This is a genomic window from Candidatus Campbellbacteria bacterium, from assembly GCA_034521025.1.
GTDB lineage: Bacteria > Patescibacteriota > Minisyncoccia > Phycocordibacterales > JAXHMZ01 > JAXHMZ01.
In genome coordinates, this window is sequence record JAXHMZ010000005.1 from 52,934 (window position 1) to 69,375 (window position 16,442).

Sequence of the window (16,442 nt, forward strand, 5' to 3'; positions counted from 1 at the left end):
ATTAACTATTTTTTATCTTGGCGATAATATCCGAAACCGCGACTCGCTCTTGCTCTCCCGTATCGCGATGGCGAACGGTCACCGAATCGTCTTCAAGAGTGTCAAAGTCAACGGTGATACAAAATGGCGTACCTATTTCATCCTGCCTGCGATAGCGTTTGCCGATATTACCGTTGTCGTCAAAATGAGTTGCCGGTATTTCTTTTTTGATCTCGGAGAAGATCTCTCTTGCTTTGGACGTAAGTTGCGGTTTGTTTTTGAGAAGCGGGAAAACAGCGACTTTCACTGGAGCGATCTCATAAGGGAGCTTTAGAAACACGCGCGACTCCTCGCCTGTTTCATCCGTGGAATAAGCCGAGAGGAAAATTGCGAGCATAGTTCGTTCTATACCAAGAGAAGGTTCAATAACATGAGGAACAAAACGCTCTCCCGATTCTTGGTCAAAATACTCCAGCTTCGCGCCCGAGTGCTCAATGTGACGCGAAAGGTCGTAATCCGTACGATAAGCAAGACCCCACAGTTCTTTTTGGCCGAACGGATACTCAAACTCAAAATCTATAGTGCGTTTGCTATAGTGGGCGCGATCCGCTTCGCTCACTTCCACTTCGTGGAGTTTGTCCGGATCAATACCTACCCTTGAGGCGAACTCATTCATAATGTTCTGCCACTCACTAAAGTGCTCTGACCACTCCTCTTCGCGCACAAAATACTCTACCTCCATCTGTTCTAGCTCGCGTATGCGAAAAACAAAGTTACGAGGTGATATTTCGTTGCGAAAGGCCTTCCCAATTTGGGCTATCCCAAAAGGAAGCTTGGGAGAAAAAGAATCAAGTATATTTTTAAAATTAACAAAAATACTTTGCGCGGTCTCCGGGCGCAGGTAAGCTTCTCCTCTGGGACCGCTATCAGACCCCAATTGAGTTTTGAGCATTAGATTAAAATCGCGCGCCTCCGAGAGTGGGTTACCAGCCGGGCTTTTTATCTCTCCCTCTTCTATTGCTTCCGTCATATCTTCAGTTGACATACCTTCCGTGTCTACTCCAGCTTCTTCCAATAGATGGTCGGCGCGAAAACGCTCCCCGGTCTCTGTGTCTTCCGTGATGGGATCAGAAAAGCCGCCTACGTGTCCTGACGCTTCAAGCATTACTCTAGGCAGAACTATAGCTCCGTCTATGCCATATATATTTTCTCTTGAAGAGACAAACTGCTCCCACCATACGCGCTTGATATTTTCTTTCATTGCCGCTCCGTACGGTCCGTAGTCAAAAAATCCGGCGACTCCGTCATAGATCAGAGCGGTTGGATAGATAAAACCACGACGTTTCAGTAGTGCAACCAGTGTATCCATTTCTTCCTTTTTGTTTTCACTCATAGTCACTACTCTACCACAACTCCGGCTCCAAATTCAGCTAGATCTTCGGTATTTAAGGATTCTGCCGAACCTCGAAGAGTTGAGCCCGCAAAGGAGTCGGTACCTTCTATCACAGCTTCACGAACGAGAGTAGGCGCTGTACCCGCCTGAGTACTGCTAGGAGTAATTGAGATCTGGAATGAAGTGGTCTCTCCTCGGGTATTTTCTTCTACTCTGCCGACATTCCACACCACTTCGTTCGTCAACTGGCTATAGCTAACCGAAGCACTGTCTTCAACCTCAACCAGCTCCACATACGCCGGTAACGCGGCTCTTACAGTAGTATCTGTAGCCGTATTGCCCGTGTTGTTGACCGACCAGTTGACGGTATAGGTCGTTTCCTCTTCTACCCTTGGCGGCGTAGGACCTGAATTAGTGAAAGGACCACTACTGTAAGTTAAGTTTTGTGTTACCGCCAGGTCAGACGCGATTCTCACAACTCTTTCAAGTTCACTTTCTACATTGCGTCTGTTTCCGGGAGCTTGAGCTTCACTGGCGCTCGCATCTACATCTATGTCTATTTCGGGATTAGAGGCTCCGCCCAGCTCATTTCCTCCTACAGTCTCAAAGGAAAAAGATACAGACCCATTATCTCTTGGCCCGACCGATCTTAGGTCAGAATCCGTGGATTGATTCCAAGTAATAGTATTTTCAGCTGATTGATAAAATCCATTCCTTACACTGATAGAGTTTCTTTCTATAAACTCGCTGTCGAGAAATGCTTTTATTTCAAGATCTTGCAACGTATTAGCTGTTGTGTTTTCCCAGTTAATATCAACCCTTACTCTTTCTCCAGTTGATACAGACACAGTCGGAGCGCTACTTTTGTTTATGTTCGTTGTTAGAGAAAGTTGCGGAAGTGTAATAGTAACTATTGCCCGCGAAGAAGCATAGAGGCGCCCGATTTGTCCGTTTACACTGCCTTCTACGCCTGAATTAAAAGTGAAGTGTCTTTCTTCGTTATTTTGTCCTTCCAGGTAACCCTCTATAGTAATAGACTCTGTGCGCCGAGGTTCAATATCGCCAATCCTCCACGTGTTGTTTCCTTCAATCGGACTGGGGTTTGAGGAGACAAAGCTAAAACCACCGGGATATTCAGCTTCAACAAGTATATCTTTCAGGTTTGCGCTAGTGTTTGAAGAAGCATCGATTTCTATTTCAAAAGTATCTCTGGATTGCGCCTCATCCACGCTAGGCGCCACCAAAAGGGACAGGGGCGATGAGCTAATGCGCACGATATGCTTATCTTCATTAGAGAATTCAGCGGAGGAAACGTTAGTTGTATATTCGAGCAAAAGATCTATTTCTATATCCTCTCCTTCTTCACCAAAAAGAAATACCGAGAATTCCTCCTCTACGGTCTCTCCTTCCTCTATCGTCCCTAATTCTCGTACGACACGGTCCATCTCCTCTCCGCTTTCATCAGACGAAAGAGAATTTTCCGGGAATGTCATAGCCAAGGAAGGATTAGACAGAGCGCTTTTATTCGTATTCTCTATAGAAACCGTTAGTTTGATCTCATCTCCCGCTCTGGCTGTAGTTGGTCCATCAATATCTATATTGACATTACGGGAAGAGATCAAAGAACCAGCTATAAAGAATTTATAAAATACGGTTCCGGCAGTTACTATTAAAAGTACAGTCGAAATTATAAAAAATATTTTGAGGTAGTTTACGTTTGACTTTGGCTTTTCTCTCTGTATTGTCTCTTTTGGGCGTTCCGGCTCTTTATATTCCCAATCTTTAGCCAGGTCCTCTCCATCGCTTTCATCGCTTTTCTCGCGGCGCGCTCGCTTTGAGTTACGCACGGACTTACGCGAATACAAACCTCTTTTCATTTTATCCAAAGAATCATCATCTTCGTACATACACTGAGTATAGCAAAGACTGAGCAAAAAATATAAACAACACCAGCTACAAACCGCTGACGGCGAGTACTTCGTTTATTTCCTTTATGAGAGTCCTTCTTTCTTTTCCATCAATGTATTCGCTCTCGTTCTCTCCCAGAGGCATATTTGACACCCGCAAAAAAACATCGGAGTCGGTTCCGTATCCCAACACCTGAAGAATTTTGGAGACAAATACAAGCTCGTAGATATCGAGGTGGTCATTGGATACATTTTTCATTCCAAGAAAACCCTTTTCCACGACTTCGTATAGTTCAATGTCCGGCGACTCCCCCACCAAAAGGCGTTTTAAAAGAACCGAGATCTTTACCACAAGCGTTCTTTTTTCGCCCTCCGTCGTGGCAAAGAACATATTCTCAAACGGATATGCGTTAGTGATCCTCCACCCGCCTTTACCTTCAACGAGAGACACTTCCACAAAGGAGAACGGCTGTAAAGCGTAGCGTAACTTTGACTTTTGCAGGCGAATGCTTCTCGCGGACGCGGTTATTGTCCCAATGTCTTTGGTTAATAGAGTGAAAATTCTGTTGGCTTCTCCGACATTACGAGCCGACAGCACGAAAGAGTCTGTGGTATAAACTGTATTTGCCATAAACCTCCATTAAAGCTTCTCTACCACTAGCGTTACCTCGAAATCTCCTATTGATTGGGTTGTGCCTGTTTGAGTATTGTCTATAGGACCGACAATTAACTTTTCGGCATTAGAAGCTTCTTTTATCTCCTCTTTATACTCCTCAACTATAGAGTCGAATTCTTCTTTGTCCGAATGGAAATAGACGTTGACCAGGTCGCGCGGATTCAAACCTAAGTTTTTGCGTTCATTTTGGACAGTCCTGATGACCTCGCGGGCGATACCTTCTTTTCTGAGCTCTTCTGTTATATGACTATCTATTTCAACCTCGCTTTTGCCTTCTTCATATTTGACCGACTTAACATTCATCTCATCGGAGATTATAGATTCCATAGTATCGTCTAACTTTTCGCCCCCATAAGAAAGCGAGGCGAGAGGTTGGCGCACTTTTATCCCCTCTTTATTCCGCTCCTCAAGTCCTTCGGAGACTATTTCACGAACTCTTTTCATCTTCTCTAAGATATCTCCGTTTGGCTTCTTTAAAGTAGGCCAAGACTCGAGGTGTACACTTTCCGGATCGCTCTCACCCCTGAGAGAACGATATAGGTAGTCGGCATAAAATGGCATAAACGGAGCTGATATCAAAGCAAAAGTCTTTAGAGTAGTATAAAGCACGCGACGAGACATCTTTCCATCTTCTGAATTTTCACCCTTGAAACGATCTCTGGAACGGCGAAGATACCAAGTAGACAGATCTTCCACAAAATCAAAGAGGGGTCTCGTGGCTTTATCTAACTCGTAGTTGTCAAGCGAGTGTCGCACCATTTGCTCGGTTTTGGAGAGTCTAGATTCGATCCATATATCCAGAACATTTTCGCTTTCTTCGAGCTCTTTCTCTTCTTCTAAGGATCTATCCCGATATATTTCGTAGAATTTATATACGTTATCAAGCCGGCCGATCACTTTTCGTGAGATCTCGGCAACACCTTTCTCGGAGAAATTGAGCGATTCGGCGCGTACTACCGAGGAAGATGACATATACAATCTGAGAGAGTCAGCTCCATATTTGCTTATTACCTCCAATGGGTCGGGATAGTTCAAAAGTCGTTTGGACATTTTTTGCCCGTCTTCAGAAAGAATTATGCCGTTGACTATTACGTTTTTGTAGGGCGACTTGTTAAATAGTCCAACTCCTAAGACAAGCAAAGAATAGAACCACCCTCTGGTTTGATCCAGACCTTCAGCGATAAAGTCCGCCGGGAAACCTTTGTTCCCTTCCGGTTCAAATATATCTCTATTCTCAAAAGGATAATGATGCTGGGCATACGGCATAGAGCCGGATTCATACCAGGTGTCAAAAACTTCAGCTACTCTGGTAAGCTCAGTTCCTGACTCGGAATAAACTTTTATTTGGTCAATATAAGGACGGTGAAAATCAAACTGTCTTCCGGTGTCCGTACGAACGTCAAATCTTATCGGAAAAGCAAACCTGCCAACACTCTGTCGATGAAGAAGCTCTTCGTTGATCTCTTTGTTTTCTATACTCCGTTCTATCTCAGCGACAATACCTTGGTGCGCAACTACAAGAACCGATTCACCGGCGTGCTTATGAGTCGCGTTTTCTAGAAACCGATTGACTCTATCACTCACTTCTTTCCAACTTTCACCGTTGGTGCCTCGAACCGCCTCAAATTGCTCTTGGGGTGGAAGACTGAAATATTCTTTTCTTTCTTCTTTTACCCTCTCGCTATCCAGTGTTTCTTTTTCCCAATCTCCGCTATCCACCTCGCTAACTTCCTCTGCGATCTTCACTTCAAGACCCAATTCCTCGGCTACTATCTCGGCTGTCTTTCTAGCCCGAAGTACAGGAGAAGAATAAATAACATCAACAGAACCGGATAGCTTCTTGGCAGCCTCTTTCGCCTCTTTGACACCAGTCTCAGTTAGTCCGTACTTATCGAGAGAAGAATCCAATACATTCAATACATTCTTCTCGCTTTCGGCGTGGCGCATTGTGATTATTCTTGTTAACGCCCCACGTGATTTCTTGCGTAATTCTTCAACTGAACCAATAACTTCCATCTCCTTTGTCTCCTCATTTCTCCAAACTGGCAGAGGGGAACCCCAGTAGCGCGAACGAGAAACAGCCCAATCGCGAGCGTTTTCCAGCCATTTGCCAAATCTTCCCGTACCTATGTGATCAGGGGTCCAACTTACTCCTTCATTTGCTTTGATGATCTCATCTTTTATGTCAGTTACCGCAATAAACCAGGAAGTAGTAGCGTAATTTAAAAGCGGTGTGTCACAGCGCCAGCACAAAGGATACGAGTGGGTTATTTTCTCTTTGGCGAAGAGAAGGTTGTTCTCGGCAAGCCACTTTATTATCTTGATATCAGTAGCCATATGATCTTCCCCATCTTCGTCTTTTGGCTTTACCTTTTCTCCGGCAAAATCAACTACGTCTTCGGTAAACGCTCCCTCAAAATTGACATGGTGAACTATAGGTATATTCTTCTCTTGCGCGAGCAAGAGATCTTCCTCACCGAAGGCGGGTGCTAAGTGCACAATACCGGTTCCGTCGTCCGTCGTTACATAATCAGCGTCATATATTTTCCAGGCGTTTTCTTTGTTAGGAAGATCTTTATCTAAAAAGTACGGAAATGGTGGCTTGTACGAAAGCCCGACCAGATCACTACCCTTCATTTCTTTGGTTTGGATTTCGCTTTTCCCAGCCAACCAAAATAGCTGGTGCAGTTTGCCTTCGTTTGATGAATCCTTTTGTCCGGCTTCTTTGGCGAAAATATAAGTACCCGGATCAATGTCGCTCTTTAAGTCAAAGCCCAATTCCTCAATATTTTCCGGAACGGTAACGGCAATATAGTCAATATCTTTGTGCACGCCGACCGCCACATTACCCGGAAGCGTCCACGGCGTAGTTGTCCAAGTCAAAAGAAAAGTTCCCGGCTCTTCTTTTAGTTCGAACTTTGTCGTTACGGAAAGATCCTTGATGTCTTGATATCCTAAATTAACTTCAAAGTTGGAAAGCGTAGTGCCACAACGCGGACATAGGTGCATAGACTTAAAGCCCTCGTACACTAGATCTTTCTCAAAAAGAGTCTTGAATATCCACCAGGTGGTTTCCGAGTATTCCGGATCCATAGTTTTGTAGTCATTTTCCATATCCACGAAACGTCCCGTGCGGGGAACGATCTTTCTCCATTCATCTCTGTACTTCAAAACCGAACCTCTGGCTTCCTCATTGAACTTATCTATTCCGAGATCCTCGATCTCACGTTTTGTATTAACGCCGAATTTTTTCTCGATCAAGTTCTCTATAGGCAGACCGTGTACATCCCACCCCCAAACTCTTCTCACGTGTTTTCCTCGCATTGTTTGAAAACGCGGGATTATATCCTTAATAGTCCCGGCCAAGAGATGGCCATAGTGCGGCAGACCGGTGGCGAACGGAGGACCATCATAAAAGACAAATTCCCCTTCCGGCGAAGGTTTGGAAAGAGACTTAAGAAATATATCGCTTTCGTTCCAAAATTCGAGGATGTCTTCCTCTCTTTTAGATACTTCACTTTCAGCTTTTATTTCCACGTTTTCTTTAGAGTTCTCTTTTTCCTTTTTTTTCACGTTTTCTTTCGTTTTTTTGGAATTCATCTCTTGCGAGTTTAGGTCATTGCTCATACTTTCTACTCTACCCCAGCTTTAAATCAAAATCAAAAGGCCCTAGATCAAATGGCCGTTGTGATCACACCGATAATAAATTATCTACATTTTCTCCGGCACTCGAATACCTAGAATATACAAACCATTCTCCATCGCGGCAATAAAGCCTTTTGTTAACGCAAGCTTGTACGGACTATATTCATCGTTGGGATCTGCTATTTTTTCTTGCGCGTAAAAGGCGTTGAACTCACCGGCTATTTCGATCAAGTAAGTGACTACGTAGTGCGGTGCATTCTCTTTTTCCGCGCGTAGCACAACATCAGGAAAGCGTTTGAGCAATCGCTCTAATGGATAAATGCTCTCAGGGGCATTTTCAAATGAAGGTTCAATTCCTTCAGAGCAAGCTTTTTCTATCACTGAACGAGCACGCACAGTAGAATATTGCAAATATGGACCTGAGTCACCTTCAAAAGAAAGTGACTGCTCCATATCAAAAGTAACTTCTTTGCCTATTGCCTGTTTGAGTATGGTGTATTTTATCGCCGCTACCCCCACATCTCGCGCAATTTCCTCGCGCGTCTCTTCGGAATATTCTTCTTTCATCTTCTCGATGGAACGGTTTACTGCCTTCATAACCAAGTCCTCGCCGGAGATTATGTTCCCTTTTCTTGAAGACATTTTTCCTTCCGGCAGTCGAAGTATATTGTGACTGATATGTCTCGTTTTCTTGGCTAATTCAGGAAAGATCTTTTCCATAGCTACCAGAAGAACTTTGAAATATTCATTTATCTCGTTCCCAGTTACTACAACGGATGAGTCGTAAGGATAGCGTTCGTGTTTCTCTTTTGCCAAGGCCAGCTCTTTTGCCTCATAAGTTGGCAGTCCTTCGGAGTTAACAAAAACTCTGGTATGCAAACCGTGGTCTTCCCCTTTGAAAACGATAGCGCCGTCGCTTTCCGAGAATACGCCCTGGTCAAGTCCAGAGAGAACAACCTCTTTCCCTTTTTCGGCTACCTCGCTTTCGAAAAAGTATAGATCAAATTTTGTTCCCAATAGATCGTAAATGCGCTCGAAGTCCTCTAAGCTCCAACGCCTACCCGTCTCGTAAAGATTGTTTATTTCTTCGTTACTCTTTTCGTAGATCTCTTTGTTGATCCGCACTATAGCCGCGCGGGCTTCCTCGGATTCTTCATAGGCGCGAGATCCAAACGCATAAGCGTTTCCGAGAAATTCGATCTTCGATTTCAGGGAGTCGCTTTCCGCGGGAAAATTTCCATCGTCTTGTGTCATCCCCCAGACAGCTTTCGCTACGTGCATACCCACGTCTCCTTGATAACTTGCTCTTTTGACTCGAGCTCCAGAAAATTCAGTGAGGCGCGAGAGGGATTCACCAATAACGTTGGGCATTAGATGTCCAATATGAAATTCCTTGAAAGGATTGGGGTCTGTATATTCTATTATCACTTTTTCGCCCTCGCGATGATCGCTCCTGCCAAAATTCTTACTATCAGCATTGATATCTTTCAGAAGATCCGTGAAAAATTTTCTTGTGTAAAAGAAATTTATAAAACCGGGACCGGCTACTTCTATTTTCTCTACCTCTTCGGGTTTTATATTATTTATCTCACTCTCTAATTCTTCGGCCAGATCACGCGGGTTCTTTCCTGTTTTTTGGGAAAGAACCATAGCTATATTTGTTGAGACATCACCGAAAGAGATATCCGTGGGGAACTCCAGGTGTACGTCATCCACCTCAATAGAAAGACTATGAAGCGACTCTATGATTGCCTGTTTTATGCGACCTTCTATCATTTAGATAATTTTATCATCATTTATCTTCCCGTACTTCCAAATCCGCCTTCACCGCGAGAAGTTTCGTTCAATTCATTTACTTCTACTATTCCGGCTTGCTCCACGCGCTGAAAAAGGATTTGCGCAACTTTATGCCCACTTTCCATTGCCGCTTTTTCATTACCAAGATTAATAATTCCTACCATAATTTCTCCTCTATAACTAGCATCGATAACTCCACCGAGCACCTTTAATCCTTGTTTATGAGAAAGTCCGCTTTTGTCCCATATCAATCCAACATAACCATCCGGAATTTCCATAGCAATACCTGTGCGCACTTGAGTTCTTTCTCCCGGAGAAAGTTCCAATCCTTCAAGCGCAAAAAGATCAGCACCAGCATCGCTCAGGTTTGCGTAAACCGGCAGCTTTGCCTCTTTTTCTAATTTTTTTACTTTAATATCCATATTCCTTCATAGTAACAAACAAAACTGTAAAAGAGTGATGTTTTTATATATTTATAAATATTCATTGATCATCTCAGTGATACTCTCGGTTACTTTATCAATCGGCTGTGAAGCGTCTACAAAACGAGACGGCACCTGTTCGGCAAACGCTCTTGTACCCTCGCGAACGCGTTCATGAAAAGCTATTTCTCGCTCATCAAAATGATTGCTTTCACTTTTGTTAACCACCTTTCTTTCAAGAGCTAAGCCCGGATCAACGTCTAAGAAAATATACGTCTCCGGTGCCCTGTCTTCGAGATAGTAGTCGCGCATTGTCCAAAAGAGTTCAGTAAGCTCTTTTTCTTCTTGCCCATAGATCTGATGTGTGAACGTGGTGGAATCAAACCTGTCAGAGATGACCAATGAACCGGATTCAAGGGCGGGTATGATCGTGCGCGCCAAGTGATCAGCGCGAGCCGCCCAAAAAAGAGCGAACATAACTTTAGCGTTGGCCTGTCCCGCGTACTCGGAGTTTAATATTAGCTCGCGAATTTCCTCGGCATAGGGCGAGCCGCCCGGCTCTCTCGTAACTACCGCTTTTTCGCCTAAGTTCTCTTTTAATTTTTTTATTTGGGTGGATTTTCCGGCTCCTTCCACTCCATCTATGACAATAAATTTTCCAACTTGTCCTGGCATATTATGTTTTTTAAACTTGGCAATATTGTTTCCCTAGTACGATCAAAATACTGAAGTGTAGTATACTACAAATAAGAAAATGTCTTCAGAGCCGAAAATTTTAATGTTAGCTACCATAGCCGGAGAGGATCGCGTGATCTCCAAAGACGGTGCTTTACCGTGGCGTATTCCCGAAGATGAAAAGCATTTCTCTTCTACAATAAAAAATCAAACAGTGATCATTGGGCGCAAAGCCTTTGAGGCAAATGTGCGAGACCTGAAGAACGCACGGCATAAAATTGTCCTCACTCAAAATATAAATCTTTTTTACGAGGGAGTTATTACCGCTTATTCTCCGGAAGACGCTCTACAGAAGGCGCAAGAACTGGGGAGTAAAGAAGTTGTCGTGGTTGGAGGCGGATTATCTTTTGCTACCTTTTTACCTCAGACAACAACTCTATATCTCACCGTAATAGACCAAGACCTAGCGGGAGATATAACGTTCCCGGAATGTAATAATTTCGAAATAGTTTCCGAAGAAGAGAAAAAGCTGGGAAGAAACACTATTACTTTTACGGAATTAGAAAGAAAAAAAGCGGCCTGAAGCCGCTTTTTTAATTATCTTATTTTACTTCTACCCCCATCGATCGCGCGGTTCCTTCTATGATCCGATCAGCTGCTTCTTCTGTGGCCGCATTAAGATCTGGGGCTTTTTTCTCGGCGATCTCTCTTACTTGTGCCTTGCTTAAAGTTCCCACCTTACGAGTAACATTTTTACCGGAACCTTTATCTTGGCCAATAGCTTTCAAAATAAGACGGGAAGCCGGTGGTGTTTTGAGTACAAAATCAAAGCTTCGATCTTCATAAACCGATATCTCCACGGGAACAACGTCTCCGCGCATCTCAGCTGTTGCTTCGTTGAATTGCGTAACAAACTGTCCAATATTGATCCCTGCCTGACCTAAAGCAGGTCCTACCGGTGGAGCCGGATTGGCGGCACCGCCTTGTATTTGGAGTTTTAATTTTTTTTCTACTTTCTTTGCCATATAATTAGTCTTTTGACGGGATAAATGCTACACCAGTAGCTCTTTTTCTGCAAGCTATAATTTCGCGACTTGAAGGAAATCCAACTCAACCGGTGTTTCTCGTCCGAACATAGAAACCAACACCCTTATTTTGCCTGCTTCTTCGTCTACCTCGTCTACTTTGCCCTCTAATTCTTTGAAAGGACCGTCAACGATCCTTACCGTATCGCCCTTAATAAGATCGATCGTGTGTTTGGCGGTATCGCGATTCATTCTAGCAAAAAGATCATCAACCTCTTTTTGCGAAAGCGGTACCGGCTGAACTCCGGAACCAACGAACCCGGTTACTCTAGGAGTGTTGCGAACCACATACCACGAATCATCAGTTACTATCATATCCACCAAAATATATCCGGGATATATTCTTTCTTCTTCTTCTACTCTTTTTCCTCGTTTTATTTTTACTTTCTTTTCAGTTGGGACCACAACATCGAAGATCCTGTCGTCCATACCCAAAGACTCTATCCGTTGTCTTAGGTTACGCTCAACTGCTTTTTCGTAACCGGCATATGTATGTATAGCATACCAATTACGTTCTCCTGTTGTTTGCTGCTTAGGCATATTTCTATATAGATTGGATAACTTCAGTTAGAACTACATCAAAAAGCCCAAGCATTCCCGCTACCAAGAGGGATAGAGCAATAACAACAATAGTAAAAGAAACTATTTCACGTTGTGTCGGCCAGCTAACGTGTTTTACCTCCCCTCGCACATTTCTTAGATAATTTAATCCTCTTTCGATCATAATAAATACTTAGGCCATTCTAACAAAAAACCCCCGCGGGGTTATTGAGACCCTATATTACTTCATCTTTCTGATTTGGTCAATATTACATATTAGAATCGACATAAACTCAACCGATCCGATTATCTGATCCTATAGGTAACTTCCACATTTACAGATATCCTGTTTTCTCCGGCCGGTATACTTGGGGCGGAACTGCCACCATCTTCCTCCACTTCAAGTCTTGCCATATCTCCATGATATGGCCTCGGGTAACCGCCCTGGTTTTCGTTGTAGCTAATTACATCATCAAGACCGACACCCAAATTACGCGCGAGCGTCTTGGCTTTTTCTCTCGCGTTCTCTATAGCTTTTTCCCGCGCTTCCGCCATAAGTTCTGACTCATCGTCAATTGTGAAAGAAATTCCGGAAAGGTTATTAACCTCAAAGTCCCCTACAGAGCTAAGTATTTCTCCAGTTTTATCAGTATCACGTACCTTCACTTGAGCTGTCTGCGTTACCGTATAGGCAACTATTTCTCGATCATTGTCAAATCTGAAGCCAGAAGACGATACATTCTCATATACAGGCGAAATGGAATATCCGGTTGTTTTTATATCCTCTTCCTTTACTCCGGCATCATCCAAGTAATCGAGAATTTGGTTCCATTTTTCGGTGGCCAAATTCTCTGCCTCTGCCACGGTTTCTCCTCGCTCCCTCACTGAATAATTAAAGGTTGCGATATCAGCGGTAGCAAATACCTCCCCTTCTCCGGACACTGTTATAGAACGCGTCTCCGAAACCGAGTCATCGCCTATGTAACTGAATTGTTTTATTTCGTTGATCGTTTTTACACCAACAAACAGAGTTAATACTATCAATAGTATTCCTCCTAAATTCACTAATCGTCCTAATTTACTATTTAAAAATTCCATATTTATTTTGTTAATTACTTTTATTACTCTAGGTTAATCCGCGACTTCTACCTCCACCGCTCCCTCTATTTCTTTTTCAAGATCTCCCTCTTCACTACTCTCTTTGTCATTCTGTTCTTCTTTCTCCGATTTATTACCTTCCTCTTCTTCCGCCTCTTTACTTCCTTCGTCGTTATTTTTGGCTTCTTCTGTTTCTTCTTCGCCCTCACCGTCTTCCTCGTCTCCCTTCTCGCTTCTAAAGCCTTTTATTATGCCCTCAAGGGCATCAAAAGCATTAGCGGAGGTTTCTTTCTTTAAAGACTCCAGAATACTCTGAGCCGGGATCGATTCAGAAATCCTAAGGGTTGTTCGAACGTCCTCAATACGACCTAGAGATGTTTTAAAGTACTCTCGAGCTTCTTCTTCAGAATCGTTTTCAGAAGCTTTTTTGCCATTTTCGTAATCTCGCTTCGCCTGCTCCAAGTGCTCTGACAACCGTTCTTTTAGCTCACTATTACCAACCTCTTTTTTCTCGAGAAGCACTTCTGTTTTTTCCAGACGCGTACTTACGAATAACTCAAGAGTGTTTATTGTTAGATTGTCTTTTTCTTCTATGTTCTCTGTTTCGATCCGAAGTTCTTTTGCTTCGTCCTTGTTATTCTCCTGCAATTGGTCTTCCTCACTGTCCTCTTCGTTGACATCAACTGAAACGCTTACCTCTTCTTCAGCCATAATACCCACCTCTCCCCCTGCTTCAGCTGAAGATGATCCGCCTTCAGATCCATCGTCAGCTAATTCTTTCGGAGGCTCTTCACTTTCAAGCGAAAGAGCCCCTTCGGTTTCCGGAGGCTCAGAAACACTCAGAGATTCCGTAGTCTCTTTTTCATAATCCATATCTGTTAAAGAGGCAACAAGGCCGGCCATTTCGCTGTTGCCCTCGGAAAGACGAGCCAAGAGATCTCTGTAAACTCGGAGGATAGATTCATATTCACTACCTATTTCGAGAGCCGTTATGGCGTCATTTTGTTCTTCCAGCGCGGCGATTTTCTTTTCTATAGACCGAATACGAGTATCGATCTTTGTCTTTAGTTGCTCTGAAGTCTTTGGCGTAAGCGAGTCCGAAAAAGCCAATTCGCTAGCCTCTGATAAACGCCTTTCCACCCTGGCGGCATCCAAACGCGCCTTAGATTCAGTTGAGAAGGAAAGCTGGTTTCGCATCTCTTCTTGTGCGGTCTTCAGAACATAGAGAGGATCCCCCGGTAGAGCATTTTGCGCCATCACAAAACCACCGCTTACAAAGAAAAGCACTACGACCAAAGCCGGAACCAAACGCAAAGACACTAGAGCAAACCACGAACGAGAACTGGTGTGCGCCGCTCTCTCACCGCGCACTGGAGTGTGTTCCATATAAGAATAAAGAAAATTCCGCATACGTTCGCGCTCACCCTCAGACAACGAAACATTCTTCGCGGCTTGAAGCTTGTTTTCTAATTCCTTTTCTGTTTTGTTTTCCTTACTCATTTTCAACTTTTAGCATTACGCGCAATTTCTTTACCGCCCTGTTCAAGCGGACAGAAACAACGTTTTCGGAGACCGAGAGCATCTCAGCGATCTCTCTCGGAGGATACCCCTCAACAAAGCGCAAGAGCGCTACTTCGCAGTAGAGATCATCCAGCTTATGAATAGCTTCAACTACTTCGCGAGTACTTACATCCATCTCAATATCCTTTTCCCCGCCGGAGGATACATCGAAGCCTCCCTCCTGTAGAGTATCCAAAGACATAGAGTCTTTTTTGCGGTATTCGTCTATGATCAGATTTCTCGCTATCTTGTACAAAAAAGCGCGCTCGTTATCGATGGTTTTTTCTCCATCGCGAATATAATTCCACAAGCGCACAAAAGTTTCCTGTGCAAGGTCATAAGCTTTATCTCTATCAGATATTTTAAAGAAACAGAAACGGAAGATAGCGTCTGAATAGGCTTCGTGTGTTTCTATAAATTTTTTCTCTATATCTCCCCCGTCATGCTTCATATTTTGAGACGGCTCGATTAATAAATTCTTACCGTGTTAATTCTATCTACCAATGAAATTATGTGTAATTATTAGATACTCATTGACCCTGACGACTCCAATTCCACTGTGAGTATAGTCGGGATAAAGTATGTTTTCTCTATGTCCGGGAGAATCCATCCATCCTTCTATCGTCAGGTCAACTATCTCATCTTCTGTATATCTTTTTGCTCGAATAAAGTCCACTGAACCAACAGACTGTGATTTATCCAGGAGTCCGTCGATATAATCTAAATATTCTTCTTCGTCACTGACGTCTTCGATAGAAAACTCTTCTCTTTCTGGGCATTTTGGCATTTCTTCATCAACCCCGTAAGAATAGGTTCTGGACTTGATAGCGGGGATCATCGCAATGTTCTCTCCCACGGATCTGAACGAAATATCAGAATTCATAACTCGGTCTCTTATTGAAAATCCGTTCTCAAAACCTTCGTGCCGGATAATAGGATACTGGCAAAGATATTCGGACTCTGTGATCTCTTCGTTATCCCTTGATTGCTCTTGGCTGTGTTCGCGAGCTACACGTGCTAATTCTTCATCCCAAACCAGGGCATTAAGTCCATTTCTGACTCTGGTTTTGTTAACCTCTATATGAATTTGCCTAGCTAAAGAAGAAGTGTTTATGTTGGCGTCCCCTTCTACAGGATCTTCGTCATTATTGTCCTCGTCGTCACTGGTTCCTTCGGGCTCCAAGGTGAACCCGGAAGTTGATACTACAAAAGATGAGCGCTTTTGAAATAGGTCGTTGAGTGCTTCGCGAGATTCTTCACCAAAGCCCGGCTCAGATATATTGTATTCTATCTTTAATCTGGTTACGGCTGCACTTGTCAATTCGCCGTAATATCCGGTAACCATTTTTTCCGGATAAAATTGAGTGTTGTACGCAAGGAAGTTCTGTAACTTTTCCACATCTCTACCTCGTGAGCCAATATTAAGATCCCGTTCAAACCGAAAATCCTTGTTCTCTTCGAACAACTTCTCCTGCAGTTCTGCCTTAAGCTCGCGCAGAGTTTCTCTCAAAACCTCTATTCTGGCTTCGAGCTCCTCGCGCGTCTGGGCTTCCGCGCTTAAAAACGGAGTAAAGAAGAAAGCGGAAGACAAAAATAGTATGACGACAAAGAATCTCATAACGTGTCTATTGTAGCGTATTTATTGAAAGCGCAAAAGAAAAGCAA

Annotated in this window: 15 protein-coding genes; 1 reads left to right on the forward strand and 14 read right to left on the reverse strand. The window is 43.5% G+C overall.

The annotated features are described in order from the left end of the window. Position 1: 1 nt before the first annotated feature. The 7 genes from U5L75_02640 to tmk form a co-directional block, all read right to left on the reverse strand. Positions 2–1,372: a glycine--tRNA ligase gene (locus U5L75_02640; protein MDZ7726454.1), complete on the reverse strand. Its 1,371-nt coding sequence runs from the start codon at positions 1,370–1,372 to the stop codon at positions 2–4. 5 nt (positions 1,373–1,377) lie between these two features. Next, positions 1,378–3,279 carry a hypothetical protein gene (locus U5L75_02645; protein MDZ7726455.1) on the reverse strand — a complete coding sequence of 634 codons (1,902 nt, stop codon included), beginning with the start codon at positions 3,277–3,279 and terminating at the stop codon, positions 1,378–1,380. A 46-nt stretch (positions 3,280–3,325) separates the two neighbouring features. Then, a complete protein-coding gene (gene recO / locus U5L75_02650) occupies positions 3,326–3,910 on the reverse strand; it encodes a DNA repair protein RecO (protein ID MDZ7726456.1) in 585 nt (194 codons plus the stop codon). Between the two features lie 9 nt (positions 3,911–3,919). Beyond that, positions 3,920–7,582 (reverse strand): class I tRNA ligase family protein, encoded by a 3,663-nt coding sequence (locus U5L75_02655; GenBank protein MDZ7726457.1) that lies wholly within the window; start codon positions 7,580–7,582, stop codon positions 3,920–3,922. 84 nt (positions 7,583–7,666) lie between these two features. Next, positions 7,667–9,376, reverse strand: coding sequence for an arginine--tRNA ligase (argS, locus tag U5L75_02660; GenBank protein MDZ7726458.1), 1,710 nt, complete (start codon positions 9,374–9,376; stop codon positions 7,667–7,669). A gap of 20 nt (positions 9,377–9,396) precedes the next feature. Further along, entirely contained in the window at positions 9,397–9,819 is a 423-nt protein-coding gene (dut, locus tag U5L75_02665; protein ID MDZ7726459.1) for a dUTP diphosphatase, read from the reverse strand. 51 nt (positions 9,820–9,870) lie between these two features. Next, positions 9,871–10,494, reverse strand: coding sequence for a dTMP kinase (tmk, locus tag U5L75_02670; protein MDZ7726460.1), 624 nt, complete (start codon positions 10,492–10,494; stop codon positions 9,871–9,873). Between the two features lie 79 nt (positions 10,495–10,573). Between tmk and U5L75_02675 the strand changes: the two genes are divergently transcribed. Further along, complete coding sequence (locus U5L75_02675; protein ID MDZ7726461.1) at positions 10,574–11,077, forward strand: dihydrofolate reductase; 504 nt, start codon at positions 10,574–10,576, stop codon at positions 11,075–11,077. A 19-nt stretch (positions 11,078–11,096) separates the two neighbouring features. On the opposite strand, the gene rplK is transcribed toward U5L75_02675, so the two are convergent. The 7 genes from rplK to U5L75_02710 all read right to left on the reverse strand — a co-directional run bounded on the left by rplK (position 11,097) and on the right by U5L75_02710 (position 16,395). Then, positions 11,097–11,519, reverse strand: coding sequence for a 50S ribosomal protein L11 (gene rplK / locus U5L75_02680; protein MDZ7726462.1), 423 nt, complete (start codon positions 11,517–11,519; stop codon positions 11,097–11,099). Positions 11,520–11,573: 54 nt separating this feature from the next. Then, positions 11,574–12,119 carry a transcription termination/antitermination protein NusG gene (gene nusG, locus U5L75_02685; GenBank protein ID MDZ7726463.1) on the reverse strand — a complete coding sequence of 182 codons (546 nt, stop codon included), beginning with the start codon at positions 12,117–12,119 and terminating at the stop codon, positions 11,574–11,576. Between the two features lie 4 nt (positions 12,120–12,123). Then, positions 12,124–12,303, reverse strand: coding sequence for a preprotein translocase subunit SecE (gene secE / locus U5L75_02690; protein ID MDZ7726464.1), 180 nt, complete (start codon positions 12,301–12,303; stop codon positions 12,124–12,126). A gap of 122 nt (positions 12,304–12,425) precedes the next feature. Further along, positions 12,426–13,217, reverse strand: coding sequence for an SIMPL domain-containing protein (locus U5L75_02695; protein ID MDZ7726465.1), 792 nt, complete (start codon positions 13,215–13,217; stop codon positions 12,426–12,428). Positions 13,218–13,250: 33 nt separating this feature from the next. Further along, positions 13,251–14,717, reverse strand: coding sequence for a DUF5667 domain-containing protein (locus tag U5L75_02700; GenBank protein ID MDZ7726466.1), 1,467 nt, complete (start codon positions 14,715–14,717; stop codon positions 13,251–13,253). Beyond that, positions 14,710–15,228 carry an RNA polymerase sigma factor gene (locus U5L75_02705; protein ID MDZ7726467.1) on the reverse strand — a complete coding sequence of 173 codons (519 nt, stop codon included), beginning with the start codon at positions 15,226–15,228 and terminating at the stop codon, positions 14,710–14,712. Before U5L75_02705 ends, U5L75_02700 begins: the two co-directional genes overlap by 8 nt. A gap of 42 nt (positions 15,229–15,270) precedes the next feature. Further along, entirely contained in the window at positions 15,271–16,395 is a 1,125-nt protein-coding gene (locus U5L75_02710; protein MDZ7726468.1) for a CAP domain-containing protein, read from the reverse strand. Positions 16,396–16,442 lie beyond the last annotated feature (47 nt).

What these genes read in the sequence shown, in the direction of transcription:
- U5L75_02640 (MDZ7726454.1), bottom strand. Translation starts at nt 1,372, where the DNA reads ATGAGTGAAAACAAAAAGGAAGAAATGGATACACTGGTTGCACTACTG.
- U5L75_02645 (MDZ7726455.1), bottom strand. Translation starts at nt 3,279, where the DNA reads ATGTACGAAGATGATGATTCTTTGGATAAAATGAAAAGAGGTTTGTAT.
- recO (MDZ7726456.1), bottom strand. Translation starts at nt 3,910, where the DNA reads ATGGCAAATACAGTTTATACCACAGACTCTTTCGTGCTGTCGGCTCGT.
- U5L75_02655 (MDZ7726457.1), bottom strand. Translation starts at nt 7,582, where the DNA reads ATGAGCAATGACCTAAACTCGCAAGAGATGAATTCCAAAAAAACGAAA.
- argS (MDZ7726458.1), bottom strand. Translation starts at nt 9,376, where the DNA reads ATGATAGAAGGTCGCATAAAACAGGCAATCATAGAGTCGCTTCATAGT.
- dut (MDZ7726459.1), bottom strand. Translation starts at nt 9,819, where the DNA reads ATGGATATTAAAGTAAAAAAATTAGAAAAAGAGGCAAAGCTGCCGGTT.
- tmk (MDZ7726460.1), bottom strand. Translation starts at nt 10,494, where the DNA reads ATGCCAGGACAAGTTGGAAAATTTATTGTCATAGATGGAGTGGAAGGA.
- U5L75_02675 (MDZ7726461.1), top strand. Translation starts at nt 10,574, where the DNA reads ATGTCTTCAGAGCCGAAAATTTTAATGTTAGCTACCATAGCCGGAGAG.
- rplK (MDZ7726462.1), bottom strand. Translation starts at nt 11,519, where the DNA reads ATGGCAAAGAAAGTAGAAAAAAAATTAAAACTCCAAATACAAGGCGGT.
- nusG (MDZ7726463.1), bottom strand. Translation starts at nt 12,119, where the DNA reads ATGCCTAAGCAGCAAACAACAGGAGAACGTAATTGGTATGCTATACAT.
- secE (MDZ7726464.1), bottom strand. Translation starts at nt 12,303, where the DNA reads ATGATCGAAAGAGGATTAAATTATCTAAGAAATGTGCGAGGGGAGGTA.
- U5L75_02695 (MDZ7726465.1), bottom strand. Translation starts at nt 13,217, where the DNA reads ATGGAATTTTTAAATAGTAAATTAGGACGATTAGTGAATTTAGGAGGA.
- U5L75_02700 (MDZ7726466.1), bottom strand. Translation starts at nt 14,717, where the DNA reads ATGAGTAAGGAAAACAAAACAGAAAAGGAATTAGAAAACAAGCTTCAA.
- U5L75_02705 (MDZ7726467.1), bottom strand. Translation starts at nt 15,228, where the DNA reads ATGAAGCATGACGGGGGAGATATAGAGAAAAAATTTATAGAAACACAC.
- U5L75_02710 (MDZ7726468.1), bottom strand. Translation starts at nt 16,395, where the DNA reads ATGAGATTCTTTGTCGTCATACTATTTTTGTCTTCCGCTTTCTTCTTT.